Source organism: Amycolatopsis sp. NBC_01480 (genome assembly GCF_036227205.1).
GTDB lineage: Bacteria > Actinomycetota > Actinomycetes > Mycobacteriales > Pseudonocardiaceae > Amycolatopsis.
The window spans coordinates 3,991,984-4,018,267 of record NZ_CP109442.1 but is presented as its reverse complement, the minus strand read 5'-3'; the positions used below and the strand labels follow the sequence as shown (position 1 = coordinate 4,018,267).

Genomic DNA, 26,284 nt, shown 5'->3' with positions numbered 1-26,284 from the left:
CCAAAAAACACGGGAGCGCCCATCCGATGGACGGATGGGCGCTCCCGGGGTTGCGCCTGAGGCGCGATCAGCGCTTGCTGTACTGCGGAGCCTTACGGGCCTTCTTGAGGCCGTACTTCTTCCGCTCCGTGGCGCGCGCGTCACGGGTCAGGAAGCCGGCCTTCTTGAGGGCCGGGCGGTCGTCGGCGTCGACCTCGATGAGCGCACGGGCGATGGCCAGGCGCAGCGCGCCGGCCTGACCCGAGATGCCGCCACCGTGCAGGTTGGCGAAGATGTCGAACGAGTCCGGCTTGTCGACCAGGACCAGCGGCTCACGGATGAGCTGCTGGTGCACCTTGTTCGGGAAGTACTCCTCGAGCGTGCGGCCGTTCAGCTTGAACTCGCCAGTGCCGGGGATCACGCGAACGCGGACCACGGCCTCCTTGCGACGGCCGACCGTCTGGGCGTTGCCGCCCGCGGCCCGCGACGGGCGCGGGGCGGCAGCGGACTCGCTGGTCGCGACGGCGTCGGCGACCGCGGGGGTCTCCGACGTGGCGACGACGGCCTCGGTCTCGGTGCTGGTCACAGACTGTTCCTCACTCACTGCGCGACCTGCGCGATCTTGGTGATCTCGCGCGCCTGCGGCAGCTGCGCGGCGTGCGGGTGCTGCGGGCCGGCGTAGACCTTCAGTTTCTTCGCCTGGGCGCGGCCGAGCTTGTTCTTCGGCAGCATGCCCTTGACGACCTTCTCGAGAAGGTGCTCGGGCTTGGTGTCGAGCAGCTCGCCGAACGAGCGCTTGCGCAGGCCACCGGGGTAACCGCTGTGGCGGTACGCGAACTTCTGCTCGCGCTTGTTACCGGTGAGCGCGACCTTCTCGGCGTTGACGATGATGACGAAGTCACCGGTGTCCACGTGCGGGGCGTAGGTCGGCTTGTGCTTGCCGCGCAGCAGCGTGGCGACCTCGGTCGCGAGCCGGCCGAGCACGACATCCTCGGCGTCGATCACGTGCCAGGCACGAGTGACGTCGCCGGGCTTGGGGCTGTACGTGGGCAAGGGTCTACCTCGTCGTCAACATTGCGTGTGGGTTCTGTGCGGGCCTAGCGCTGACGCGCCGCAACGCACAACGACATATGAAGATACCCCCCTGTTCGCGGCGCCCGGACAGCGGGGTGGCGAACAAGGCCTCATCCTACGGTGCACGGTAGGCCCGTTCACGGTGAAGTGTACCGGGTGGTTCCGGCGGAACCACCTGCGCGTCCCGGCGTCGAACGCGATGATGAGACGATCGCGGCGGCCAGGCGAGGACCGGGGGACATCGATGGCGAAACGGGTAGTCAGGGCGATCAGCGCTGTGAGCGCCGTGCTGGTGCTCGCGACCGCGTGCGGGCAGGCGCGCGCCGGCACCGCGCTGCCGGACGGCGACCAGGCGGCCTCGTACGTCGGCGCCAAGTTCGAGAAGGCGATGTCCAAGCTCGAGGACTCCATCCTCGACGCCCGCGACGTGACGAATTCCGCCGACGCGTACCTCCGCATCGACGACAAGTGGGTGCACAACATCATCACCTCGGCGCGTACCGGCAGCCCGGAGAGCCGCGTGGTGCACAACCGGTCGCAGAAGAACCCGGACGAGATCATCGACTCGTTCACCCCCGCCGACGGCCCGGTCGAGTACCTGTACCTCGGCCCGGCGTACAAGTCGCTGGAGCCGACGCCCTGGGTCTCCATGCCGAAGCCCGACGCCGGCCTGGTGCAGCCGTGCGCCTGGGGCGGCGTGCTGACCGCGTGCAAGATGGCCGACGCCGTCGACGCCTCGTACGCGGCCGACAAGAAAGCCGTCCGCGGCGCCAAGAGCATGGGCGACGGGACGACCGAGCTGACCGTGAACGTGCCGTTCTCGCAGTTCTTGGACAAGCGCGTGGAAGTCATCCCGGCCGACCTGCAGGCCAAGATCGGCGCCGACCTCCGCAAGGCCCCGGTGCCCACCACGATCCGCCTCAACCCGGACGGCTCCCTGATCGAATTCGTGATGGACGCCAAACTCCAGGGCAGCGGCCACAACATCGAACTGCGCTACGACTTCCGCTTCACCGGCAAGGCCAGCGCCCAGGACCTGCCCAAGCCCCCCGACGCGACCCAGGTCACGGCCCTGCCGGACGCCGCCGCGAAACAGGACTTCTACGCCCGCCTCAGCCAACTGCAGGGCAACTGATGAGCACCCGAGGTGATCTCCGATGAGCCAGCCGCCCGAGCAGCCGACCGGGACTGGTGAGCCGGGTGGGGTGCCTGGAACACCTGGGGTTTCGGGGGTTCCGGGTGTGCCTGGTGTGCCGGGTGTGCCGGGTGGACAGCAGCAGTGGTGGCAGCCGCCCGCTGCGGGACAGCCGGGGCAGTTGGGTCAGCCGGGCCAGGCAGGGCAGCCGGGCTCGGTGGGACAACCGAGCCAGGTGGGTCAGGTGGGTCAACCTGGCCAGTCGGGACAGGCGAGCCAAGCGGGGCAACCGAACCAGTGGGGCCAGCCAGGACAGGCGAGTCAGCCACAGGGCGCTGCGACCGGGGCCTGGCAGCAGCAGCCGGATCAGACTGGCGGAGGTTGGTCTCCGAGCGGTCCGGCACCGTCGGGCCCGTGGCAGCAGCCGGGCGACGGCCGGCAAGGCCAGTGGCAACAGGCCAGTGACGCCCAGCAAGGCCAATGGCAGCAGCAGCCGGGTGGGCAGCAGGCCGCCTGGCAACAGCCAGGCCAAGCACAGCCCGGACAGGCACAGCCAGGGCAGGCACAGCCAGGGCAGGCACAGCCAGGGCAGGCGCAGAGTTGGCCTCAGCAACCCGCGCAACAGTCGCCTCAGCAACCGGCACAGCCGGGAACGTGGGCCCAACCCGCCACTCCCGACAGCGGCGGCTGGCAAACACAACAGCCGGCGCAACCGGGTGCAGGGACCCAACCCACCGCTCCCGACACCGGCGGATGGCAAACACAGCAACCGACGCAACCGGGTGCAGGGGCCCAGCCCGCCGCTCCGGACAGCGGCGGCTGGCAAGCACAGCAATCGGCACAGCCGGGCGCGTGGCCTCAGCCCGCCACTCCCGACAGCGGCGGCTGGCAAACACAACAGCCGGCGCAACCGGGTGCAGGGACCCAACCCACCGCTCCCGACACCGGCGGATGGCAGGCACAGCAATCGCCTCAACAGCCGGCGCAGCAGGTCACCTGGGCCCAGCCCACCGCTCCGGAAACCGGTGACTGGCAAGCGCAACAATCGCCTCAGCAAGCGGTGCAGCCGGGCGCATGGGCCCAGCCCGCAAGTCCCGACAGCGGCGGCTGGCAAGCGCAGCAGCCGCCCAGTGGTGGGTTCGCGCAGCAGGTGTCTGGAGCGCCATCACCGGCAGGCGCGGTGACCGGGGCGCCGTCACAGGCGGGCGCGCAAGACCAGGCCGGGCAGCAGCAGGCGGGTCAGCAGCAATCCGGGCAGCAGCAGGCCGGGCAGCAGTTCGGGGGCGGGTTCCAGCCGTCGCAGTATGGGGGGCTGGGGGCGTTTTCCGCGGAGGCCGTGCGGAAGGCGCCGCGGTCCAAGCGGCCGCTGGTGATCGGCGGGGGCGTTGTCGCGGTGGTGGTTGTCGGTGGGGTTGCCGCGTGGCTGCTCGGGGCGTTCCAAGGGGACACTCTTGAGCAGAAGTCCTTGCAGGACGGCGTTTCCCGGGTGCTCAACCAGAACTACGGCGAGCCCGACGTGCAGAACGTCCAGTGCCCCAGCGGCGAATCCGTGGCCAACGGGACGACGTTCGACTGCAGTGTGCAGGTCGGCGGGCAGCCGAAGAAGGTGACCGTGCGGGTGCTCAACGACAAGCCCGAGTACTCGGTCGGCGCCCCGCACTGAATTCCTTGATGCGAGGAGACAACCTCGCGCGAATTCGGCGTACCTGAATTCCGTGCGGGCACGGCATTTTCGGGGCCGCACAACAACAACCAGCAGGTCGAAATCCGGCGCGGAGAACTGTGCCGCGACGGCACCGGCCGTGCGTCGCGAATTTCGTGACGCGTCGGTGTCGTGTGCACAAAAACTCGCTGAACACTTGGCCTGGCAACGAAAAACGGCGGGCCCGCACCGAAGTGCGTGACCCGCCGTGGTTTCGGCCGGAGGTGGCTCAGAACAGGTTCTGAACGCCCTTGTCCGTGCTCTGGTAACCATCCGCGATCTGCGGCAGCACCGCGGCGATCTGCGCGAGAACCTGCTTGAGGTCCTCGAACTTCTGGTCCCACTCACGCTGCGCGTTCATGTACTGGTCCTTGGCTTCACCGGACCAGCTCTGGATCAGCGGGTTCAGGTCGTCCTTCAGCTGGTCGAACGACTGCTGAAGCTCCTTGCCGGTCGACGTGCAGTCGTCGGCAGCCGCGTGGATGGTGGCGTAATCGACAAGAATGCCGTCAGCCATGGTGAACTCCCTTGCTAATCAGTGAAGAAGAAGTCTGGGGTGGTAAAGAAAACCGGGCGGGAAGGCCCAGATCAGCCGAGGACGCCGAAGCCCTTGTTCATCGACTGCATGATCTCCTGCTGCTGCTCCTCAGAGCGCTTGTACTTGGAGCCCGCTTCCTGAAGCAGGTTCGCAATGTTCTGCAGGGCCTGGTTCATGCCCTTGCCGTCCTCGTCGAAGCGCTGCATGACGTGGTCGAACGCCTTCTGCGCCTCGCCCTGCCACCCCGCGCGGGTCGCCTCGATGCGGTCGCGCAGCTGCGAGAGGTTCTGGTCCATCCGGGCGCGCACGTCGGTGACGCGACCCTCAGCGTCGGTGAACTGCTCCGGAGTCCCTGTAAAACCGCCAGCCATGGGAGCTACCCCCTTCATTTAGTGGTTGTCCGCACTAGCTCGTGTTTGTTTCGTACGGACCTACGACGAAGACATTGCCATGTCTGGTTCCCTCTTGTCGCTGTTTGGCGGCAAGTAGTTGCTTGCGTGAACGCGAGATCCGGGAACCGATCACCAGGTACGACCCCAGGCCCGCGCCGTGCGCAGACCCGTTGTCGGAAAAGAAGACTTCCACCTGCACGGTTAGCAGACGCACAGCGGGACCCGAAGCGGATTCACTACGCCTGACGCATGATTCGCAACTGCGAAAAGTCTTCGTCCGCTTCACTCGTCCGTGGGGGACGCGGTGCGGAATTCGGTGCCGGCTCCGCCAATTCCGCCGCGGAGGGAACCTCCGGCACGGGCAGGCCGCGCGCCGCGCGGAACCGCTGGGCGGCGCCGCGCAGCACGCTCGGCACCGGCTCGGCCCCGCCGGAGAGCCGCTGTCGGCCGAATTGCTTCAGCAACTCCCGGTTCTCGGTGCGGTGCCGTTGATTGCGGGCGAGCGCGGTGCCGGCGACGCGGCGCGCGTACGTGACCGCGTCCTGCCCCGCTCGGGTGAAAGCCGCCGTTGCGGACTCGGGTTCGGACGGCACGGGCACTCCTCAGCTGGTGATCTTCAGCGTCCGCACGACCTGGTCACAGGCCGCGGCGACACGCTGCCGCAACGCCGGCACGTTGTACTGACAGCCGACGTGCACGCGGAACTTCCCTTGCACGACCACGTACCAATCGACCTGCAACTGGTCGCCCTTGGTCTCGTGGTAGCCGATGACGGTGCGGCCACCATAGGTCATGCCGGGATCGAATCCGCTGTACTTCTCCTGACTACCCGCTTCAGCCCGCAACGCATCGATGAGCCGCTGGCGGTCTGCCGTCGCGTCATAGTCCATGACGTACTCCTGCGCGACGACGAGATCGTTGCCCGCGACGGATTCCTGCGGATGCAGGATCACCTGCCGCTGGGCGACCTGGTCGCTCGTCTGCACCCAGTCTTCGGGCGCGACAAGGCTGAAATCGTACTGCGCGTACGTGCGGCCAGGCGTCGTGCCGGATTGGTTGGCCGGCCGACTCACCAGGTAAACCACGAGCCCCGCAACGAGCAGGACCACCACGGCGGGCACGCCGATCCACAGGAGCTTCGAGCGCCGCTTCCCGTCTTTCGGCTCGGAGTCTTCACGCCCCTGCGACGACGACCACGCCGGTGCGCCGCCCGGACGGACGGAATTCGGCCCGCCTGGACCGCCCGCCGAGCCACCCTGGCCGGAGGCCCCGGCCGGCGCTTGGCCACCGCCGAGCCCGAGTCCGCTGCCCAACCCGGGCCCGCTGCTCGGTCCATTGCCCGGCGCAGATCCAGCACCGCCACGCCCGCCACCCAACGCCGATCCAGCGCCGCCGGGGCCACCGGGGCCACCGGGGCCACCGGGGCCACCGCCCAAGGCGGATCCAACGCCACCAGGCCCACCGGCTAACGCCGATCCAGCGCCACCGCCCAAGGCCGACCCGGCACCGCCGGGCCCGCCGCCCGGCGCCGAACCGGCGCCACCAAGGCCGCCACTCAATGCGGATCCAGCGCCACCTGGCCCACCGCCCAAAGCGGAACCAGCACCGCCGGGACCGCCGCCCGGAGTGGAACCGGCGCCTAGGCCTCCACCCAATGCGGGTCCGGGGCCGCCGCCCGGAGTGGAACCGGCGCCTGGGCCGCCGCCCAGTGCGGCTGCGCCGCCGGGTCCGTTGCCCAATGCGGGTCCGGCGCCGCCGGGTGCTGGGTTCGCGATGCCACCGGGTGTCTGGCCGCCGTAACCGGACCGGCCCGGCGACGGCGGGTGCGCGATCGGGAGCGGGCCGGACGGTGGGCGGCCGCCTGGGCGCGGCAGCAGCTCGGTACGGCCCTCGGCGTCGGCTCGGCCGTCGCGGGGCCAACCGCCTGGGCGGACGACCTCGGTGCGCTCGCCGCCTGCGTCTTCGCCCCGGCCCAGGCGCGCGATGGACGAGCCGGGCAACGCGCCGGTGCGGTCCGGGTCCACGAGCACCGCGCGCAGTGCTCCTCGCGCCACCACGGTCTCCGGCTGGTCCAGGCTGGTCGGCACGACGCCGGTGCGCTCGTGCACGAGCCGCGAGATCATCGGGATCCGGCTGGAACCGCCGACGAGGAAGATCGCCGTCAGCTGCTTCGGTCGTAGGCCCGCTTCGGCGATGGCCGCGCTGGTGAGTTCGACCGCGCGGCCCAGGGGCGCGGTGATCAGCCGCTCCAGGTCCTCGCGCGTCACGTGCGCGTCGGCGAACGGCGGTGGCATCGGCACGTCGGTGTAGGTGTGCCGGGAGAGGGTTTCCTTCGCGCCGCGGACGTCCTGGCGCAGCACGCGCCGTCGTCGGCGGTCGGTCAGCTCGCGGCCCTCCACCAGCTGCCGCCAGGCGTCGGGATCGGTGGCCGAGACCAGTGAGCCGATGTGCTCCAGCAGCGCCTGGTCGATGTCGGCGCCGCCGAAGCTCGGGTCGCCGCGTGTGGCCAGCACTTGGAACCCGCCGCGTGGGGGACCCGCGGACGGCGGCCGCGCCCGGTCGTGCGACGCCTCCGGCAGCCGCTGCACGACGCTGACGTCCACCGTGCCGCCGCCGAGGTCCAGCACCGCAAGGGCTTCGCCGGGACGGCCGCTGAACTCGACGGTGCGATCGTCGGCCGACGCGACCGGAGCAAATGTGGCCGCGTGGTAAACCGCCGCGGCGACGGGCTCCGGCACCAGCGCGACCTCGTTCGCCAGCCGGCCCGCGGCCTGGCGGAGCAGCCGGGTGCGAATCGCGCCCCAGTCCGCGGGGTGGGTGAGCACCAGCAGGTCGACCTCGGCGTCGCCGGCGATCCGTCGGGCCTCGGCCACCACCCGGGCCAGCACGGCGTGCACGACGTCGGTGACCCGCAGAACGGTGTCGCCGAGCAGCAGCTCACCCTCGTCGATCCGCCGCTTCGGGTTGGGCTCGTACCGCGACGGGTCGACCGCCGCCTGCCGCTCGGCCTCCTGGCCGACGAAGAGCGTGCCGTCGGCGGCCGCGTAGACCGCCGACGACATCAGCGGGAGCCCGTCGATGACCACGACCTGCGGCTCGCGGCCGTTGACGGAGATGACGACGCAGGTGCTCGATGTCCCGAAGTCCACCGCCACCCGCACCGTCACCGGAAACCCCCGCTGACGCTCTTACGCACTCCTCCCGGCCTCAGTCCGGCTGGATCCACGACACCTGCACGAGTTGCTTGCCCGCCTTGCGGGTCAGCAGGTTGCCTCGACCCGGCGGCATCGCGCTGGGCCGGATGTTGCCGATCAACGCGCCTTCGTCCTTGGAGCCGTTCATGACCATGCCGGGTGCGGCGATTTCCTTGAGCTTGCCGATGACCGGGTCATACGAGGCCCGGCTCGCGCCACCCGTGCGGCGGACCACGACGAGGTGGAGGCCGACGTCCTTGGCCTGGGCCAGGAAGTCCGAGAGCGGTTTGAGCGGGTTGTTGGTTTGGGTGACGACCAGGTCGTAGTCATCGACCAGCACGAACAGGTCCGGCCCGGTCCACCACGACCGCGTCTTCAACTGCTCCTGCGTGACATCCGCGCCCGGCAGGCGGCGGGTCATCGACCCGTAGACGTCCTGGACCATGCTGTCCAGCTGCGTCGAGGAGACCGCGTAGCCGAGCAGGGAGTCGCCGGAGAGGAACCCGAGCATGGTGCGGCGGTAGTCGACCAGCAGGATCACCGCCTCCTGCGGGCTGTAGCGCTCGGTGATGCCGCGGGCGATCTGCCGCAGCAGGTTCGTCTTGCCGGACTCGCCGTCGGCGAACGCGAAGAAGTGCGGGTCGGCGTTGAAGTCCAGGTAGATCGGCTGCAGATCCTCCTCGTTCACCCCGATCGGCACCAGCTTCGTGTCCCGCCGGGTGTCGGCCTTCAACACTTCTTCGTAGGTGATCATCTCCGGCAGCAGCCGGACCTGCGGCGCCGGCCGGCCGCGCCACGCGCCCCGGATTTTCGCGACCGCGTCCGCGACACCGGCGGCGACGGTGTCCGCGTCGCTGGAGCCATCGATCCGCGGCAACCCGGTCAGCATGTGCAGCTTCTCCCGCGTCAACCCCCGACCGGGCCGGCCGGCCGGGACGTTGACCGCGGTGCGGCGGTCGATGTCGGACTCGGTCGGGTCACCCAGCCGCAGCTCGAACCGGGTGCCCAGCATGTCCTTGATCGCCGGCCGCAAGTCCGCCCACCGGTTCGCCGAGATCACCACGTGCACGCCGTAGGCCAAACCCTGGGTGGCGAGGCGGGTGATGGAGGTTTCCAGCTCCTCGAAGTCATCGCGCAACGCCCGCCAGTTGTCCACCACCAGGAACGCATCGCCGAACGCGTCGGTCTCGGGTGGGATCTCGCCGCGGCGTTTGCGGTTCCGGAACTCGTTCATCGAGTCAATCCCGAGTGCCCCGAACCGGCCCTCCCGCTCGGTGAGCAGGGTGGTCAGCTCGGCCACGATCCGCCGGGCCTTGTCCGGTTCGCGCCGCGCCACCGCGACACCGCCCACGTGGGGCAGGTCGGCCAGGCCGGCCAGGGTGCCGCCACCGAGGTCCAGGCAATAGAACTGGACCTCTTCCGGGGTGTGGGTCAACGCCATGGACATGATCAGGGTCCGGAGCATGGTCGACTTGCCCGACTGCGGACCACCCGCGAGGACGCCGTGCCCGGCCGCGCCGGCGAAGTCCGCCCACAACATGTCCCGGCGCTGCTCGTACGGCCGGTCCACAATCCCCATCGGCACCTGCAGGCGCCCGTTCCCGAAGAAACCGACCGGGGACAGGCCCCGGTCGTCGGTGGGGTTCAGGTTCGGCAGCAGCGTGTCCAACGAGTTGGGCTCGTTCAACGGCGGGAGCCACACCTCGTGCGCGGGCGGGCCCTGCCCGACCAGCCGGGAGACGATGACGTCGAGCTCGCTGGGCTCGACCGCTTCCTCGGGCTGCTTCTCCTCCGCCTTGGGTGCTTCCTCGATCTGCTGGGGCTCGGGTTCCTTCGGCAACTCCACGAAGTCCGGCACGAACAGCTGCGGCCGCTTGTCCGCCCGCACCACCGTCGCCGCCGGGCCCGCCGCCTGAATCCCGGCCGGCCGATACGCCCCGGAGACGTAGGAGGCCTTGAACCGCACCAGTGTGGAGGTGTCGAACTTCAGGTAGCCGCCGCCGGGGACCGAGGGCAGTTCGAAGGCGTCGGGGACGCCGATCGCCGCGCGGGATTCCGCGGCGGAGAAGGTTTTCAGGCCGATCCGGTAGGACAGGTGCGAGTCCAGGCCGCGCAGCTTGCCTTCTTCCAGGCGCTGGGACGCGAGCAGCATGTGCATCTGCAGCGACCGCCCCAGCCGGCCGATCGCGACGAACAAATCAATGAAGTCGGGCTTGGCGGCCAGGAGTTCGGAGAACTCGTCACAGACGATGAACAACGCCGGCAGCGGGTCGAGGTCGGCGCCGTTCTCCCGCGCTTTCTCGTACTCCCACACGTTTTTGAAGTTGCCGCCGTTCTTCAACGCTTCCTGGCGGCGGTTCATCTCCCCCGCCAGTGCGTCCCGCATGCGGTCGACCAGGGTGACCTCGTCGGCGAGGTTGGTGATGACCGCGGAGACGTGGGGGGCCTTGTCCAGGCCGAGGAACGTCGCACCACCCTTGAAGTCCACCAGGACGAAGTTCAGGGTGCTGGAGGAGTGGGTGGCGAGCATGCCCAGCACGAGGGTGCGCAGGAACTCGGACTTACCGGAACCGGTGGCGCCGATGCACAGGCCGTGCGGGCCCATGCCCTCCACCGCGGCCTCCTTGATGTCCAGCTCCACCGGCTGCCCGTACTCGCCCACGCCGAACGGGACGCGGTAACGGTCGCGGATCGGGCGGGGCCGCCAGGCCTGCTGGACATCGAACGTCATCGGGTCGCCCGGGATGCCGAGCAGTTCCAGCAGCGACGGGTTGGACAGCAGCGGCTCTTCTTCGCTGACGTCCGCACCGGAGGCGGTCCCGACCCGGTAAGGAGCGATCAGGCGGGACAGGGCCTCGGCTTCGACGATGGAGAGGGTGTCGGGGCGGCCGAACCACTCCACCCCACCGGCACTGCGCGCACCCAGGCGGTCCGGTTCGACCACCAGGCGCAGACCACGACGGGCGGCGAGGTTGCCGATCGACTCGGACAGGTCGATCAGCGTGACGCCGACCAGACCCTCTTCGAGGATGATCTGCTCCTCGCGGGTCACCTCGGCGTCGTCGACGATGATCACCACATGCGGCTGGTCCGGCGGCGGGGTCGCGTTACGCGAGAACCGTTGGCGGTCCCGCAGTTCCTCGTCCAGCCACTGCTCAACCTGGGCCAGTGAGCCGGCCATCATGCGTAGCTGGCCGATGCCGTCGGCCATCGTCGGGTGCTGAACGTGCGGGAGCCACTTCGCCCACTCCCACTCCTCCTTCGCCCGGCCCGCGGTGGCGATCGCGATCATCACGTCGTCGGGGCCGTGGAAGGCGACCAGCTGCGCGACCATGGCGCGGGCGAGGCCGCGGGTCAGCGCGCGCTCGCCCTGCATGCTCACGGCCGCGAACCCGCGCAGGGTGATCTGCGTGGGCAGGTCGGGCACGATCGAGTGCGCGCGCACGAACCGGCGCAGCGCGAGGGTGGCGATCGGCTCCAGCTCGTCGACCGGGCCCGTCTGCGGCGGGACCAGCCGCGTAGCGAGACGGTGCGAGCTGCGGCCGACGCGCAGGTGCAGGAAGTCCTGGTCGTTCGTCCGGCGCTCCCACATGCGGCGGCTCGCGGCGAGCGACCACAGCGACTGCGGGTCCGGGTGCACCCACTCGAGCGCGGCACGCTGGTCGACCATCGCCTCACGGGCGCGGTCGCGCATCTGGCCGAGGTAGCGCAGGTAGTCCTTGCGGTCCTCGTCCATCTCGGCCTTCTTGGCGCCACCGCCCCGGCCGCCACCGCCGGCGAGCATGCCGACGGTGCCCATCAGCATCATGCCGCTCATCATGATCGTCTGCGGGTTCCGGCCACCGGCCGTGAACATGTAGCCCATCATCCCCAGCGAGGCGAAGATCATCACGCCGGGAATCAGCTTCTGCACGATGTTGCCCGGGATCGTGCGGGGCACCTCGGGTGGTGGCTCCAGGTGCACCTCGCCGCCCGGCGGGCGCGGCGCGGCCAGCCGCGGCGACTTCTTGAACTGCAGCGTGCTCATCGAGGTCCCCTCTGTTCCTACTCGACGATGGCGGCCGGCGGTGTGCGCTCGGGTGCGCGGGACAACCTATCGAACGTCGCCGTGGAAATCCGGGCAACGCCCGGATCCGGCCCGTTCGGCCCCCACGGCGGGCCGTTCGCCCACCCGTTTCCTCTTGCCGCCAGAGTCTACGACCCACCACCGACAGTAAAGATCAGCTCACCGGATCCGGCCCCCCGGACGGGCGCCCGCAGTAGTACGGCGAGGTACTTTCGCCGGTCATTTTCGGACAGTCGGTGTAACCGCCCCCTGGGTTCGGTATAAGTTCCCCCGGGAGCTGACTCATCAGAGCGGGGGCAACTAGTGGCAACGGGCACGACGGTTTTCAGCAGGGTGACGGTGGTGGCACCCAACACCCGGATCGACGTCGCGCTGCCGGCGGACGTCGCGGTGGCCGACCTGCTGCCCATGCTGCTGGACATGGCGAAGGAGACATCGCCGGACGGCGGCGCCCGCCACGGCGGCTGGGCACTGGCGAAACTCGGCGACGCCGCCCTCGACCCGAGCCGGACGCTGGCGTCCCTCGGGATCATCGACGGCGAGCTGCTGCAGCTGCGCAAGCGCAACGAGAACCCGCCGCCGCCGCTGTACGACGACGTCGTGGACGCCATCGCGGAGTCGGCGCCGGACAGCTTCCGGCCCTGGACCAAGGAGACCGCGCGCCGCTTCGGCCACGTCGCCGGCGGGCTGGCCCTGGCGCTGTCCGCGCTCGCGCTGTTCCTGAGCGGGTCGCTCTACGGCGGCAGCTCGATCGCCCCCGCCATCGCCGGCGGCATCGGCGCGATCGCGTGCGTCGCCCTCGGCGCGACGCTGGCGAAGGCGTACCAGGCGGAGGCCACGGGCGTGCTGATCGCCGCCGCGGGCGGCCTGCCGCTGGCGTTCGTGAGCGGGTTCTACATCGTGCCGGGGCTCTCGGTCCGGGCGAACCTGCTGCTGGGCGCCGTGCTGGTGCTGATCGTCGCGTCCGTCTGCATCGCGGTCATCGGCGCGGGCATCACCGTCTTCATCGCCGCCGCCACGGTCGGCACCTTCGGCGCGCTCGCCTTCCTGGCCGCGATGCTGATCTCGAACGAGCCGCCCGCGGGCATCGCCGCCGGCGCGGTCGCCGTCGCGCTCGCCTGCATCTCGATCCTGCCCCGCGCGACCATCTGGCTCGCGAAGCTCCCCCTGCCGCACGTGCCCAGCACCGCGGAGGAGCTGAAGGAGGACACCGGCTTCCCGGACTACCGCGCCATCGAGCAGCGCACCTCCATCGCCCACGACTACATGACCGGCCTGATGATCGGCTGCGGCACCGTCACGGCGATCTCGGCCGTGATCGCGGCGACCGCCCCCGGCGTCTTCGGCATCATCCTCGGCGTGGTCGCCACGCTCGTGCTTCTCCTGCGCGCGCGGGCGTACGCGAACGGCGCGCAGGCCATCGCGCTGCTGACCACCGGCATGGTGTCCGCCGCGGGCATCCTGATCGGCTGGATGACCTCGGCCACCGCGGACCAGCGCGTGATGTACGTCTTCGGCGCGCTGATCCTGGTCGGCGCCGGCGCCCTCGTGGTCGGCGTGATCTTCCCGAACCAGCGCTTCTCGCCGCCGCTGCGGCGGACCGTGGAGATCCTCGAGGCGATCTGCATCGCCGTGGTGATCCCGCTCGCGCTGGGCGTGATGGACCTCTACACGACACTGCGACACCTGAACCTCAAGTGATGACCGGCCGCAAGCGTCCCGCCGCCCGCAAGCTCGGCTTCACCGGCCGGGCCGGGGTCGTCCTGCTGTCCGCCGGACTGGGGGTGCTGTCCCCGTTCGCCGTCGCCTCGCCCGCGTCCGCGCAGACCGCCGACAGCACCACGGGCTTCTGGGCGACACCGCCGCCGGTGGACATGACCCAGCTGCCGGCGGACCAGAAGAAGCCGGACAAGACCTACACCAAGAAGACCAACTGCGTGCAGCGCAGCACGCTCGGCAACAACGTCGAGATCAAGTACCGGCCATGGGGCCAGGACTACCTGCAGCTGCAGAAGGCGCAGGACATCGTCCGGGCCGCGAAGCACAGCGTCGGCGGCGACCAAAAGATCGGCGTGATCGACACCGGTGTCACGCAGCACCCGTGGTTCGGCGGCCGGGTGGAGAGCGGCGGCGCCGACTACGTCGCCCAGCCGGACAACGGCATCCCGCCGAGCCTGCAGGACTGCGACGGTCACGGCACCGAGGTGGCCGGCATCATCGCGGCCAAGCCGGACAACCCGCAGGTCGGCTTCATCGGCGTCGCACCGGACGCCACGATCGTCTCCTACCGGCAGCTGAGCGAGAACTACGCCGAGGCCACGAACAGCTCGTCCGGCGGCGCCGGGAGCTCGAGCCAGCCGAACAGCAGCGGGCAGCCCAACGGCGGCTCCTCGCTCCCGCCGTCGACCTCCGGCGGCGGCGGTGGCCAGCCCGGCGGGACCAACTCCCAGCAGGACCAGGGCGACCAGCGCCAGCTGCAGAAGGAGGGCACGGCGGGCACGCTCGACACGCTCGCCGAGATCATCCGCGGCATCGCCGACCGGCACGACATCAAGGTCGTCAACATGTCGGTGGACCACTGCCGCGCGGCCGACGGCAACATCCAGGCGGGCGAGCAGAAGGTCCAGGCCGCGGTGCAGTACGCGGCCAACAACGACGTGGTCATCGTCGCGGCCGCGGGCAACGTCTCCGACACCTGCCCGCAGAACGACCAGGCGGACGCGAACAAGCCGAAGTCGATCGTCACGCCGCCGTGGTTCACCAACGACGTGCTTTCGGTCGGCGCGATCGACCGCACCGGTGGTGTGGCAAGCTTCAGCGTGCACGGCCCGTGGGTCGGCGTCGCTGCGCCGGGCACCGAGATCGTTTCGCTGGACCCGGCCGCCGGCTCGACCGGGCTGGCCAACCTGACCATCTCCAGCGGCAGCCAGACCTCGCCGATCCAGGGCACCAGCTTCGCGGCGCCGTACGTCGCCGGGGTGGCCGCGCTCGTGCGGCAGATGTACCCGCAACTCAATGCCCGCCAGGTGATCCAGCGCCTCGAGGTGACGGCGCAGCACCCGGCGGCACCGGGTGGCCGGGACGAGTACGTCGGCTATGGCGTGATCGACCCGGTGGCCGCGCTGACCGCCAACCTGCCCGGTGACGTCGGCGTGCTGGCGACGCCGAAGCCCATGGTGCAGCCCGCCCAGCTGCCGCCCGGCGACGGCCAGAGCTCCACGCCGATGATCGTCGCGCTGGCCGGCACCGGCGGCGGGGTGATGGCGCTGCTGATCACGCTGTTCGTCATGCACACGATCCGGCGGAACCGGTCGGCGACGCCTTCGCGCTGACCGGCTGAATACTCGGGCTGAAAGGGCCCCTCCTCGCTTTTCACCGCGAGGAGGGGCCCTTTGTCAGTTCCCGGGTTTCGGCTTCTTGGCGGGCTTCTTGGGGCTCTTGGGGTCCTCGCCGATCACCGGCGGGGTGACGTTGGCCGGCTCGCCGAACAGCTCCGACCGGTTCGCCGGCGTCCGGTTCTTCGGCTTGTGCTGCGTAGCGCCGCCGCCACCGCCCATACCTCCGCCCATGCCGCCCATCATCGGCATCATCGCCATTCCGCCGGATTGGCTCTGCGCGGCGGGCGGCGCGGCCGTGGCGATCGGCTCCGGCGCGTCCGGGACGGCGCCCGCCTGGCCCTGCTCGATCCCCGGGGAGGCGGCGCTGTGCTTGCCGTCGTGGAGATCGCCGGTCGCCGACGGGGACACGGAATCGTCTGTGCTGGAAGGAGAAACGGCGTCGTCGGCCGGTGCGGACGCGGGCGGCTCCCCCGCCGCAGAAGCCGCCGCGGCCGCCGCGGGCTGCGCCGAATCACTGTGCGGCGCCGGATCGGCGGGAAGCGTCCCCTGTGCCGGACCACTCGCGGCCGGTGCCGCGTCCTCGTCGTGCAGGCGGAACTGCTCCTGCGGGTACCGATGCCGGACCTCGATGGTGGACGCCGTGCCGGGCGGCGCGTCGACGCCGTCGCACAGCCGGCCGAAGCCCTGCAGCAGGTGCTCGGCGGCGTCGTGCAGCGACTTCACCGACTGCTCGGTCTCACGCAGCTGCCCGCGGGCCCGGCTGGTGCCGCCGGAGGGCAGCATCGCCGATTCGGACAGCAGATCCGCCGCGTCCACGAGCACGGCCTCGGCGTCGTGGACGATCCCGGTCAGGGAGGTGACCAACTCGTCCAGCGCGGCCGCGAGCGCGTCGAGGGCGTCCTCGACGCCTTCGCTCGCCGACCGGATTTCACCCATGTAGGCGACAAAAGCGTCGGCGTCCGCGCCGGACCAGGACGCGTCGAGGCGGCCCAGCTCGTCGGTCAAGCCACCCGAAGCGCCGGCCGCGGTCTTCGCCGCCGCCCGCAGGCGTTCGGCCTCCGCGCCCAGCTCCTCCCACTGGCCGACGAGCGGCCGGTAGTACGTCTCGACGGGGTCGGTCGCGCCGAGCTCGCGCGCGAGCTCCGAGACGAACGTGAGCGACGGCTCGGTCACGAGGTCCTCCCGGCGCGGTTGATCTGCTCGGCCGCGTCGGCGTCACGCTGCGCGTGGCCCGAGGCGAGCTGCTCCAGCGCGGCCGCCGCCGACCGGAGCGCGACGGCCCCGGTGGCGAGCTGCTGCCGGAGCGCGTCCGACGCCCGCGTGTACGACTGGCCCACGCCGAGCCGGCCGCCCAGTTCGCCGAACGGCTCGGCGGCACTCGCGCCGGCGCCCACGTCGGCCGCCGCGGCGTCCAGCTCCTCTGCCGCCTGTGCGACCTTCTCCGCGTAGCCACCGACGACGACGCCGTCGATCCGCAACGCGCTCTGCCCTGGGGCCACAACGCCCTCCACTTCACCCGAGGTGTGTTCGAGTGTGGACGGCCGGGAGCCGCCCGTGGTTCCGGCGTCCGGGCCGCGGTGCCCTCAGTTACCGGCCGGCGGGGTCGACGGGGTCGGGAAGGCGCCCGCGTTCGGGTCGATCGGCACGGAGTCGAACTGCTTGAGCACGTTCTGCGTGTTCAGCGAAGCGCCGGTGGGCAGCAGGCCGATGATCGATTCCGGCGCCGGCAGCCGATCGGTGAGGCCGAGGCCGTCCGCCGTGGCGGTGTCCGGCACGCCGTAGCGGATGCCGCGGTCGGAGATCAGCTGGATCGGGCCCTTGCCGAAGGTCGCGGGCGACTCGGTGGCCGACTGCACCACCGCGCCGTAGCCCGGCGTCATGTAGAAGCCGGTGATGGGCAGCCCGTTCGGCCCCGTGGCGCTGACCGGGAGCACCTTCGACGAGCCGTCGGCGTTCTTGTCCACCGGCAGGTTGCTGCCCACGTAGACGGACGTGTGGGCGTTCGTCTTGTCCGCGCTGAGCGACCAGCCGAGGCAGGCGACCGGCGAGCCCTGGGTGGCGTCCAGGACGGTCGGCACCTTCGCCGGGAAGTTGTCGACCTTGATGTAACCGTCGTCGGTCGGCTGCAGCTGCTTGGTGACCTTGGTCTTGTCGAGGCCGAGCGACTTGATGGTGCCGCTGTCGCCGTTGCGCGCCACGCGGATGATGTCGGCGACGGCGGGGGTCACCTTCTGGATGCCGTTCTGCGTGATCAGCCAGAACTCCGGCTCCTGGCCGGCCGGCGTGGTCGAGAACACGTCGCCGACGGTCAGGCCGTCGAAGTCCGCGGACGGTCTTGTTGACGCTGTCCGGCTGCGGCAGCTGCGGGTCGAGCTCCACCTGGTCGCAGACGGCCCAGTTGGCTGAAATGCGCTGCTGCGCGTCGGGCAGCAGCTGCGGGCCGTCCGGGATTCCGGTCAGCTTCGTGCGCGGGATGTTCTTGAGCTGTTCATCCGAGACGACGGTCGGGACCTTCAGATCCGTCGCGGGGGCCGGCTGCCCGGCCTGCCCTTGGCCCTGCCCCTGGGACGCGGCTTTCTTCTGCGCCATCAGGATCAGCCGCGCGGACGCGAGGTTGAACGTCGGGGTCAGCTTCTCCGGGTTGCCGGAGACGACATACACGGTGCCGGACTGCTGCCCGATCACGATGTTGTCCGTCGCCGGCAGCGACGGCGCGGGGCTGAGCAGGGCGATCAGCACGAAGACGACCCCGCCGAGGACACCGAGGATCACGCCCACGACGGTCGCGCGCGAATGCGTGCGCATGGGGTCGTGGAGCATGACGGCATCGCGCCGGACCAGCGCCGACTGCATCCGGCGCAGAACGAACTTGTAGGCCTGAACCTGAGACTTAGTCGTGGGTGTTGATGGCATTCTCGACCTACAGTCCTCCCCGTCGCGGTACGGTTCCGCAGGATAGCCGTACGGGGACCGTCTGGTGTGGGGTTTCTACCAACTCAAGCTAGGGTCGGACACCCCGGGACCGGCTTTCCGGGTACGCAGCACGCACGAGGGGAAGAGAACGCGCGGATGTCCGTCAGCACGCCTCCACGCCAACCTGGTCCCCCGGGGCCGCCACCGCCGCCAGGGGGACGCCCCCTCGGCCCGCCTCAGCGGCCAGGGAGAACCGGTGGGCCGGGCGGTCCTGGTGGACCCGGCATGCCGCCGCGTGGCCCGGGTGGACCGGGCATCCCCGGCGGGGTTCCCGGCGGCCCTGGCGGACCCGGCCCGCGTCCCGGCGCCCCGGGCGGTCCCGGCGGTCCCGGCGGACCTGGTGTCCCGAATGGACCTGGCGGACCCGGCGCTCCCAAGGGTCCGGGTGGCCCTGGCGGTCCCAAGGGGCCTGGCGGTCCCGGTGGGCCTGGCGGACCGAAGGGTCCGGGCGGCCCTGGAGGTCCCGGTGGGCCCAAGGGTCCCGGCGGACCGGGTGGGCCTGGCGGACCGAAGGGTCCGGGCGGTCCCGGTGGACCGGGTGGACCCGGGCCCAAGGGTCCCGGCGGACCTGGCGGTGGCCCCGGCGGACCGAGTGGTCCTGGTGGGCCCAATGGCCCCGGCGGTCCTGGTGGACCCGGCGGTCCCGGCGGCGGCTCTGGTGGTCCCGGCGGCCCGGGCGGACCGGGTGGCCCAGGTGGTCCTGGCGGCTCCGGCGGCCAGGGCTCGGACGGCCCCGGTGACGCGCCTCAGCCGAGCGCGGCGTCCACGGCCCGGATGGCCCCGCCCTCACGCCGTCGCTCCGGCGGCATCAGCCTCGGCCCGCTGCCGGTGGCGAACCTCGTGCTGCTCGAAGTCGGCGTGGCGATCGGGCTGGTGCTGCTCGCGATCAACATGTCGCTCAAGTACGTGGCGATCGGCATCGCGGCGCTCGCCCTGATCTTCGCGTTCCTGCGCTGGGGCGGGCGCTGGTTCACCCAGTGGCTCGGCCTGACCATGCGCTACCGGTTCCGTTCGCACGACCGCGTCGCGACTCCGCCGCCGCCGAGCAGCCTCGAGGCGCTGGCGGCCGAGGGCGAGGACAACGCGGTCACCGGCCCGGACGACGCGCGGGTGAACCTGCTGCGCCTCGCCGTGCCGGATCTCGTTGTGGCACACGGTGTCGACCACGAACGCCAGCAGGTCGGCATGGCCTGGAACGACGGCACTTGGACGGCCGTGCTGCTCGTCGAGCCGGCGCCCGCGCTGATCACGCAGGCCGGCGGCGCGCCGAGCCTGCCGCTGTCCTCGCTCGCCCCGTGCCTCGAAGACCGCGGCGTGGTCCTCGACTCGATCCAGATGATCTGGCACAGCTACCCCGGCTCCGCGGCCCTGCCGTCGGACTCGCCGGCGCTCAGCTCGTACATGGAGGTGCTCGGCCCGCTGCCCGCGGCGGCCCGGCGGACCACGTGGATCGCGATCCGGCTCGACCCGCGGCGCTGCCCGGCGGCGATCCGGGAGCGTGGCGGCGGCGTCGTCGGCGCCCACCGCGCGCTGATCGGCGCGATGTCCCGCGTGCGCAACGCGCTGGAGTCGCAGGGCGTGCCGACGCGGCCGCTGGACCCGGACGAGCTGTTGCGCTCCAGCATCTCCGCGGCCGAGCTGACCGCGGTCGCCGGCTCGCCGTCGAAGGTCACGCTGCAGGAGAGCTGGACCGGCGTCACCGCGGCCGGCATCGGGCACTCCAGCTACGCCATCACCGGCTGGCCGAAGGGCAAGATCAGCGGCAGCCTGAACGCGCTCACCAGCGTCCGGGCGCTCTCGGCGACGGTCGCCATGTCGATCTCGCCCGCGGCCGACGAGGGCCGGATCGGGCTGCGCGGCGTCGTCCGCATCAGCGCGCGCAACCCGCGTGAGCTGGACGTCGCGGACCAGCGGTTGAAGACCATCTCGGAACGGCTGGGCGTGGACCTGACGCCGTTGCGGGGCCTGCAGATCTCGGCCTTCGCCGCGACGCTGCCGATCGGAGGCACGGCATGAGTACCCGCCTTCGCGACGCCGGGCAGAACGCCGGCGTGGCGCCGGAGTTCACCGTCGACCCCGCGATGCTCGACGCGATCAGCCCCTCGGGCGACCGCGGCGGCATCGTGCTCGGCTCGGGCCTCAAGGGCGAGCCGCTGACCATCTCGGCACTGCGCTCCACCCCGACCCGCATCGTGCTCGTCGGCGGGCTCTACCTGGCCCGCCAGGTGGCCATGCGCGCGATGGCCGTCGGCGCCTGGGTGGTCGTGGCCACCGGGCGTCCGGCGGCCTGGCAGGTGCTCCCCCAGGCCGCGGGCGACCGCGACGGGCGGCCCTCCCCGCTGGTGCAGATCCGCCGCCTGTCGCCGGTCGAGCTGCCGCGCCCGTCGGAGGACGCGCCGCTGCTGGTCGTCACCGACGGCGGGCCGACGCCGCAGGACCTGTTCCCGCCGCGCTCGTCCTGGCAGACCACCGTGTACGTGCTGCCGTACCTGCACCCGCAGGCCGGCGCCACGGCGAACGCCGCCGACCTCGTGCTGATGCAGCGGCTGCCCGCCGGTCAGGCCGAGCTGGCCGCCCGCATCTGGCGCCTGCCGCCGCAGATGATGCGCCAGCTGACCACGCTGAAGGACGACCAGGTGGTGGCGCTGGGCCGCAATCTGTGGCGGCCGCTGCGCCTGGTCACCACGCAGAAGGAGCAGCAGCTGCTCGGCCCGGTCCGCCGCGGCGACTGAGCCCTTTCGGGCAAACTTCCGGACACGGAAAAGCGGGTGGGTCCTCAAGGGGCCCACCCGCTTTTCGTTGTCAGGACGAGGTTCGCACGTTCCGCGTCTGCTCCGCGCGCGCGGCCAGCTCCGCGTCCGGCGGGTAGTCCACGGCCGTCAAGGTGAGCCCGTGGGCCGGCGCGACGGCGCTGTCCCGGACGCCGCTCGCGAGGACTTCGGCGGGCCAGTCGCCACCGCGGCGGCCGTCGCCGACCAACAGGAGGGCGCCCACCAGGCTGCGGACCATCGAGTGGCAGAAGGCGTCGGCCGAGACCTCGACCTCGACCAGGTGCTCGTCCACGCGCTGCCAGACGAGCCGCTGCAGCTCGCGGATCGTGGTGCCGCCCTCGCGCTGCTTGCAGTACGCGGCGAAGTCCTGCAGCCCCAGCAGGGCCTGCGCGGCCTCGTTCATCGCGTCCGTCGACAGTGGACGACCCCACGCGAGAGTGTCGTTGCGGCGCAACGGGTCCACGCCCCAGGGAGCGTCGGAGACCCGATAGCGGTAGTGCCGCCGGATGGCGGAGAAGCGGGCGTCGAAGCCCGGCGCGGCCACCTGCGCGCGCAGCACCCTCGCGTCACCGTTCAGCAGCCGGTTCCAGCGGCCCGTCATCCGGGTCAGGTCCGGGATTCCCTTGGCGTCCACGGGAATCCGGGCGGCGGTGGCCGGCGGCAGCGGCTCGACGTCGACGTGCACGACCTGCCCGGTCGCGTGCACCCCGGCGTCCGTGCGGCCCGCCACGACCACCGACTTCGGCACCGCGGCACCCGGAGGCTGCCGCTGCAACGCCTCCTCCAGCACGCCCTGGACGGTGCGACGGCCCGGCTGCCGGGCCCAGCCCGAGAAGTCCGTGCCGTCGTAGCTCACATCCAGGCGCAGACGAACGAGCCCGCCCTCCCCGTGGGGAGTGGCGGGCTCGTCCGGTGTCGACTGTGCCGTCAGGACTTCAGTCCTTCTTGGCGTCCGCGTCGTCCGAGGCGGCGGCCTCGTCCGAAGCCGAGGCTTCGGTCTCGGTCGTCTCTTCGGTGGCGGCCTCGGCAGTCTCGGCGACCTCAGTGGTCTCCTCGGCGACCGGGGCGGCCTCGACGGCCTGAGCGGCCTCGTCCTTCGCGAACTTCGTCTTGCGAGCCCGCTCGGCCTCCGACGTCACGGTCTGCTCCGCGACCAGTTCGATGACCGCCATCGGGGCGTTGTCGCCCTTGCGCGGCACCGTCTTGGTGATGCGGGTGTAACCGCCGGCGCGCTCCGAGAAGTGCGGGCCGATCTCGGCGAACAGCTTGTGGACGACGTCCTTGTCACGGACGACGCGCTGCACCTGACGGCGGTTGTGCAGGTCGCCCCGCTTCGCCTTGGTGATCAGCTTCTCGGCCAGCGGGCGCACCCGGCGGGCCTTCGCCTCGGTCGTCGTGATCTTGCCGTGCTCGAACAGCTGCGTGGCCAGATTGGCCAGGATCAGCCGCTCGTGCGCGGCGGACCCGCCGAGCCGGGCTCCCTTGGTAGGGGTGGGCATCGTTTCTCCTAGTTCAGCTCACAGCGTCCAGGCGTGAAGCCTCAGAGCTGCTCGGTCTCTGCGTAGTCCTGGCCATCGTCGTGGCCCTCGTCCGAAATCCCGCCACCGATGCCGGTGACGCTCTCCGACCAGCCCTCACCGTCGTAGCTGGTGGCCGCCTGGGTCGGGTCGAACCCGGGCGGGCTGTCCTTGAGCGCCAGGCCGAGACCGACCAGCTTCAGCTTGACCTCGTCGATCGACTTGGCGCCGAAGTTGCGGATGTCGAGCAGGTCCGCCTCGCTGCGCGAGACCAGCTCGCCCACCGTGTGGATGCCCTCGCGCTTGAGGCAGTTGTACGACCGGACGGTGAGGTCCAGGTCCTCGATCGGCATCGCGTAGGCGGCGATGGTGTCCGCCTCCTGCGGCGACGGGCCGATCTCGATGCCCTCCGCGTCGACGTTCAGCTCGCGGGCGAGGCCGAACAGCTCCACCAGCGTCTTGCCGGACGACGCCACCGCGTCGCGCGGCGTGATCGACGGCTTCGTCTCGACGTCCAGGATCAGCTTGTCGAAGTCGGTGCGCTGCTCGACACGGGTGGCCTCCACCTTGTAGGTCACCTTCAGCACCGGCGAGTAGATGGAGTCGACCGGGATCCGGCCGATCTCCGCGCCCGCCTGCTTGTTCTGCAGGGCCGGAACGTAACCGCGGCCGCGCTCGACGACGAGCTCGATCTCGAGCTTGCCCTTGCCGTTCAGCGACGCGATGTGCAGGTCCGGGTTGTGCACGGTGACGCCCGCGGGCGGCACGATGTCGGCAGCCGTGACCTCACCGGGGCCCTGCTTGCGCAGGTACATGGTGACCGGCTCGTCCTCTTCCGAGGACACGACCAGCTCCTTGAGGTTCAGGATGATGTCGGTGACGTCCTCCTTCACCCCCGGGACGGTGGTGAACTCGTGCAGCACGCCGTCGATGCGGATGCTCGTCACGGCCGCGCCCGGGATGGACGACAGCAGCGTGCGCCGCAGCGAGTTGCCGAGCGTGTAGCCGAAGCCGGGCTCCAGCGGTTCGATGGTGAACCGGGAGCGGGTCTCGTTGACCGTCTCTTCGCCGAGAGCCGGCCGCTGGGAAATCAGCATTGTTCCTTGTTCCTTTCCAGACGACGCCCGCCATATGACGTCGAAGGGATGGCGTTGGCGGCGGCGCACTCTGGGCGCCGCCGCCCGTGGTCCGACCGGGGCCGGACTACTTCGAGTAGAGCTCGACGATCAGCTGTTCCTGAACCGGAACATCGATCTGCGCGCGCTCCGGGAGCTGGTGGACCAGCACGCGGAGGTTGGACGGGACGACCTGCAGCCACGCCGGGATCGGGCGCTCGCCGAAGGACTCCTTGGCCACCACGAAGGGCAGCATCGCGAACGACTTCGGCCGCACGTCGATGATGTCCCACTTGGAGACCTGGTAGGAGGGCACGTTGACCTTGACGCCGTTGACCAGGAAGTGGCCGTGGCTCACCAGCTGCCGCGCCTGACGGCGGGTGCGGGCGATGCCGGCGCGGTAGATCACGTTGTCCAGCCGGGACTCGAGGATCTGCAGCAGCACCTCGCCGGTCTTACCCGGACGCCGCACGGCCTCCTTGTAGTACCGGACGAACTGGCGCTCAAGCACGCCGTAGGTGTAGCGAGCCTTCTGCTTCTCCTGCGACTGCAGGAGGTACTCGGACTCCTTGATCCGGCCGCGGCCGTGCTGGCCGGGCGGATAGGGGCGACGCTCGAAAGCCTGGTCGCCGCCGATGAGGTCAACCTTCAGGCGACGCGAAATACGCGTCGCGGGGCCGGTGTAACGAGCCATTTCTTCTTACTCCTCCCCGTTCCTCAGACCCGGCGCCGCTTGGGCGGGCGGCAGCCGTTGTGAGGCTGCGGGGTCACGTCCTGGATGGTGCCGACCTCGAGGCCGGCGGCCTGCAGCGAACGGATCGCGGTCTCGCGGCCGGAGCCGGGACCCTTCACGAACACGTCGACCTTCTTCATGCCGTGCTCGGCCGCCTTGCGGGCGGCGGACTCGGCGGCCATCTGCGCGGCGAACGGGGTGGACTTACGCGAGCCCTTGAAGCCCACGTGACCACTCGACGCCCACGCGATCACGGCACCGGTCGGGTCCGTGATCGAGACGATGGTGTTGTTGAAGGTGCTCTTGATGTGCGCGTGACCGTGCGCGATGTTCTTCTTTTCCTTACGGCGGACCTTCTTGGTCCCTGCCGCAGTGCGGGACTTCGGTGGCATGTTTTGAGGGTTCTCCTGTTAACGCGCGTTCTGAAGGTGAGCGGCGGCTGCTTCGTGCTGACCGCGCCGGATGATGGACCCGGCGTCGGTGTACAGGTTGCGCAGCGCCATCGGGCGGGCGTAGAGCGCCTTGGGCGAGACACAAGCCGCGCTGTGGCGGTTGCCGCCACGCATCTGCACGACCTTCTTGCCCTGGACGCTCACTTCTTGCCAGCCTTCTTCTTGCCGGCGACCGTCTTCTTCGGACCCTTGCGGGTGCGGGCGTTGGTCTTGGTCCGCTGACCGCGGACGGGCAGACCACGACGCCAGCGCAGGCCCTGGTAGGTGCCGATCTCGATCTTGCGACGGATGTCGGCGTTCACCTCACGGCGAAGGTCACCCTCGACCTTGAAGTTCTCGTCGATGTACTCGCGCAGCTTGATGAGGTCGTCGTCGCTGAGGTCCTTCACGCGGGTGTCCGCGTTCAGCTCGGCGGCGGCGATCATCTGCTTGGAGCGCGTACGGCCGATGCCGTAGATGTAGGTCAGCGCGATCTCCAACCGCTTTTCGCGGGGGAGGTCGACGCCAGCGAGTCGTGCCATTGGCGCTGATGCTCCTTCTTCGGTTTCGTCTCCAGGTCTTCTCCCCGTCCGGTTCCGGAACCGACTCGCCTGTCGTGCCCGGAGCTTGCGCTCCGGGTGTCCCGGCCCCGGCCTGAAGTCCGGGGGTGAACCGGACCGCTCGCGCGGCCCGGCAGGTGCGGGGAGGGTGTGTAGCCGTCAAGCCACTCTGGTCGAAAGTGCTGTGGTCAGCCCTGACGCTGCTTGTGACGCAGGTTCTCGCAGATCACCATGATCCGGCCGTGGCGGCGGATCACCTTGCACTTGTCGCAGATCTTCTTGACGCTCGGCTGGACCTTCACGTCTCCTGCTCTCCTGCTTCTTCTCAGCTCTTCGTGATCACTTGTAGCGGTAGACGATGCGACCACGAGACAAGTCGTAGGGCGAGAGCTCCACGACAACCCTGTCCTCGGGCAGGATGCGGATGTAGTGCTGCCGCATCTTGCCGCTGATGTGGGCAAGAACCTTGTGGCCGTTCTCCAACTCGACGCGGAACATCGCGTTGGGGAGCGGCTCGACTACGCGGCCTTCGACCTCGATGGCCCCGTCTTTCTTAGCCATGTCCTCCGCAATCCCTGAATGCACGCTTGATGCACACAGCGTGATCGGTTGAGCTCGAGTCCTTGCTTACCTGGGTGGTGCTCCGGCACACTCCACCCCGACTCCATTGACCGCGAGATTCACGAGCGCGCTGGAACCGGCGCGATGAGTACGCCGACTTGACAGTGTACGCAACACGTGTCGCGTCCCCAAACGGGGGGTAACT

General features: G+C 70.4%; 24 protein-coding genes and 2 pseudogenes. 6 read left to right on the top strand and 20 right to left on the bottom strand.

The window, feature by feature from the left end; translation table 11 throughout:
* Positions 1-67: 67 nt before the first annotated feature.
* On the bottom strand, positions 68-565 hold the full coding sequence (rpsI, locus tag OG371_RS19335; RefSeq protein WP_329071122.1) for a 30S ribosomal protein S9: 498 nt from the start codon (positions 563-565) through the stop codon (positions 68-70).
* A 14-nt stretch (positions 566-579) separates the two neighbouring features.
* A complete protein-coding gene (gene rplM / locus OG371_RS19330; RefSeq protein ID WP_091623802.1) occupies positions 580-1,032 on the bottom strand; it encodes a 50S ribosomal protein L13 in 453 nt (150 codons plus the stop codon).
* 265 nt (positions 1,033-1,297) lie between these two features.
* Here rplM and OG371_RS19325 point away from each other — a divergent pair, with 265 nt between their 5' ends.
* Entirely contained in the window at positions 1,298-2,188 is an 891-nt protein-coding gene (locus OG371_RS19325) for a hypothetical protein (protein ID WP_329071121.1), read from the top strand.
* Between the two features lie 1,180 nt (positions 2,189-3,368).
* On the top strand, positions 3,369-3,851 hold the full coding sequence (locus OG371_RS19320) for a DUF4333 domain-containing protein (RefSeq protein WP_329071119.1): 483 nt from the start codon (positions 3,369-3,371) through the stop codon (positions 3,849-3,851).
* Between the two features lie 268 nt (positions 3,852-4,119).
* Here the strand turns inward: OG371_RS19320 and OG371_RS19315 are convergent, their stop codons facing one another.
* The 6 genes and pseudogenes from OG371_RS19315 to eccCa form a co-directional block, all read right to left on the bottom strand.
* Positions 4,120-4,407 (bottom strand): WXG100 family type VII secretion target, encoded by a 288-nt coding sequence (locus OG371_RS19315; RefSeq protein ID WP_091623792.1) that lies wholly within the window; start codon positions 4,405-4,407, stop codon positions 4,120-4,122.
* A gap of 71 nt (positions 4,408-4,478) precedes the next feature.
* On the bottom strand, positions 4,479-4,799 hold the full coding sequence (locus OG371_RS19310) for a WXG100 family type VII secretion target (RefSeq protein ID WP_091623789.1): 321 nt from the start codon (positions 4,797-4,799) through the stop codon (positions 4,479-4,481).
* Between the two features lie 257 nt (positions 4,800-5,056).
* On the bottom strand, positions 5,057-5,413 hold the full coding sequence (locus OG371_RS19305) for a hypothetical protein (protein ID WP_329071116.1): 357 nt from the start codon (positions 5,411-5,413) through the stop codon (positions 5,057-5,059).
* 9 nt (positions 5,414-5,422) lie between these two features.
* The gene (locus OG371_RS19300; RefSeq protein WP_329073173.1) at positions 5,423-5,893 is read right to left on the bottom strand and encodes a type VII secretion-associated protein; all 471 of its coding nucleotides are present in this window, start codon (positions 5,891-5,893) and stop codon (positions 5,423-5,425) included.
* A 591-nt stretch (positions 5,894-6,484) separates the two neighbouring features.
* Positions 6,485-7,987, bottom strand: a pseudogene (locus tag OG371_RS19295) (Hsp70 family protein); the annotation flags it as partial.
* 40 nt (positions 7,988-8,027) lie between these two features.
* Complete coding sequence (gene eccCa / locus OG371_RS19290; protein ID WP_329071114.1) at positions 8,028-12,041, bottom strand: type VII secretion protein EccCa; 4,014 nt, start codon at positions 12,039-12,041, stop codon at positions 8,028-8,030.
* Positions 12,042-12,413: 372 nt separating this feature from the next.
* On the opposite strand from eccCa, the gene eccD reads away from it, so the two are divergent.
* Together eccD and OG371_RS19280 are read left to right on the top strand one after the other, a co-directional pair.
* Positions 12,414-13,781, top strand: a complete 1,368-nt coding sequence (gene eccD / locus OG371_RS19285; RefSeq protein WP_329071112.1) for a type VII secretion integral membrane protein EccD — start codon at positions 12,414-12,416, stop codon at positions 13,779-13,781.
* Positions 13,781-15,412 carry a S8 family serine peptidase gene (locus OG371_RS19280; RefSeq protein ID WP_329071110.1) on the top strand — a complete coding sequence of 544 codons (1,632 nt, stop codon included), beginning with the start codon at positions 13,781-13,783 and terminating at the stop codon, positions 15,410-15,412. The genes eccD and OG371_RS19280 overlap by 1 nt, the downstream gene beginning before the upstream one ends.
* A gap of 63 nt (positions 15,413-15,475) precedes the next feature.
* Here the strand turns inward: OG371_RS19280 and OG371_RS19275 are convergent, their stop codons facing one another.
* The 3 genes and pseudogenes from OG371_RS19275 to OG371_RS19265 all read right to left on the bottom strand — a co-directional run bounded on the left by OG371_RS19275 (position 15,476) and on the right by OG371_RS19265 (position 18,271).
* Positions 15,476-16,591 carry a WXG100 family type VII secretion target gene (locus OG371_RS19275; RefSeq protein WP_329071107.1) on the bottom strand — a complete coding sequence of 372 codons (1,116 nt, stop codon included), beginning with the start codon at positions 16,589-16,591 and terminating at the stop codon, positions 15,476-15,478.
* Positions 16,588-16,917 carry a hypothetical protein gene (locus OG371_RS19270; RefSeq protein ID WP_329071106.1) on the bottom strand — a complete coding sequence of 110 codons (330 nt, stop codon included), beginning with the start codon at positions 16,915-16,917 and terminating at the stop codon, positions 16,588-16,590. The genes OG371_RS19275 and OG371_RS19270 overlap by 4 nt, the downstream gene beginning before the upstream one ends.
* 84 nt (positions 16,918-17,001) lie before the next feature.
* Positions 17,002-18,271, bottom strand: a pseudogene (locus OG371_RS19265) (type VII secretion protein EccB).
* Between the two features lie 894 nt (positions 18,272-19,165).
* Here OG371_RS19265 and eccE point away from each other — a divergent pair.
* Together eccE and OG371_RS19255 are read left to right on the top strand one after the other, a co-directional pair.
* On the top strand, positions 19,166-20,407 hold the full coding sequence (eccE, locus tag OG371_RS19260) for a type VII secretion protein EccE (RefSeq protein ID WP_329071104.1): 1,242 nt from the start codon (positions 19,166-19,168) through the stop codon (positions 20,405-20,407).
* Positions 20,404-21,123 (top strand): hypothetical protein, encoded by a 720-nt coding sequence (locus OG371_RS19255; RefSeq protein ID WP_329071102.1) that lies wholly within the window; start codon positions 20,404-20,406, stop codon positions 21,121-21,123. The genes eccE and OG371_RS19255 overlap by 4 nt, the downstream gene beginning before the upstream one ends.
* Positions 21,124-21,193: 70 nt before the next feature.
* Here the strand turns inward: OG371_RS19255 and truA are convergent, their stop codons facing one another.
* From truA to infA, 9 genes are all read right to left on the bottom strand, one after another.
* Complete coding sequence (truA, locus tag OG371_RS19250) at positions 21,194-22,024, bottom strand: tRNA pseudouridine(38-40) synthase TruA (protein ID WP_329073172.1); 831 nt, start codon at positions 22,022-22,024, stop codon at positions 21,194-21,196.
* A gap of 73 nt (positions 22,025-22,097) precedes the next feature.
* Complete coding sequence (gene rplQ / locus OG371_RS19245; protein ID WP_329071100.1) at positions 22,098-22,661, bottom strand: 50S ribosomal protein L17; 564 nt, start codon at positions 22,659-22,661, stop codon at positions 22,098-22,100.
* Between the two features lie 41 nt (positions 22,662-22,702).
* Positions 22,703-23,776 carry a DNA-directed RNA polymerase subunit alpha gene (locus OG371_RS19240; RefSeq protein WP_329071098.1) on the bottom strand — a complete coding sequence of 358 codons (1,074 nt, stop codon included), beginning with the start codon at positions 23,774-23,776 and terminating at the stop codon, positions 22,703-22,705.
* 106 nt (positions 23,777-23,882) lie between these two features.
* Positions 23,883-24,488, bottom strand: coding sequence for a 30S ribosomal protein S4 (gene rpsD, locus OG371_RS19235; protein WP_091618532.1), 606 nt, complete (start codon positions 24,486-24,488; stop codon positions 23,883-23,885).
* Positions 24,489-24,511: 23 nt separating this feature from the next.
* The gene (gene rpsK / locus OG371_RS19230; protein ID WP_091618530.1) at positions 24,512-24,919 is read right to left on the bottom strand and encodes a 30S ribosomal protein S11; all 408 of its coding nucleotides are present in this window, start codon (positions 24,917-24,919) and stop codon (positions 24,512-24,514) included.
* Positions 24,920-24,937: 18 nt separating this feature from the next.
* Positions 24,938-25,123, bottom strand: coding sequence for a hypothetical protein (locus OG371_RS19225; protein WP_091618528.1), 186 nt, complete (start codon positions 25,121-25,123; stop codon positions 24,938-24,940).
* Positions 25,120-25,500, bottom strand: coding sequence for a 30S ribosomal protein S13 (rpsM, locus tag OG371_RS19220; RefSeq protein ID WP_220246095.1), 381 nt, complete (start codon positions 25,498-25,500; stop codon positions 25,120-25,122). Before rpsM ends, OG371_RS19225 begins: the two co-directional genes overlap by 4 nt.
* Positions 25,501-25,706: 206 nt before the next feature.
* The gene (gene rpmJ, locus OG371_RS19215; RefSeq protein ID WP_004558882.1) at positions 25,707-25,820 is read right to left on the bottom strand and encodes a 50S ribosomal protein L36; all 114 of its coding nucleotides are present in this window, start codon (positions 25,818-25,820) and stop codon (positions 25,707-25,709) included.
* A 37-nt stretch (positions 25,821-25,857) separates the two neighbouring features.
* Positions 25,858-26,079: a translation initiation factor IF-1 gene (infA, locus tag OG371_RS19210; RefSeq protein WP_004558881.1), complete on the bottom strand. Its 222-nt coding sequence runs from the start codon at positions 26,077-26,079 to the stop codon at positions 25,858-25,860.
* Between the last annotated feature and the right edge of the window lie 205 nt (positions 26,080-26,284).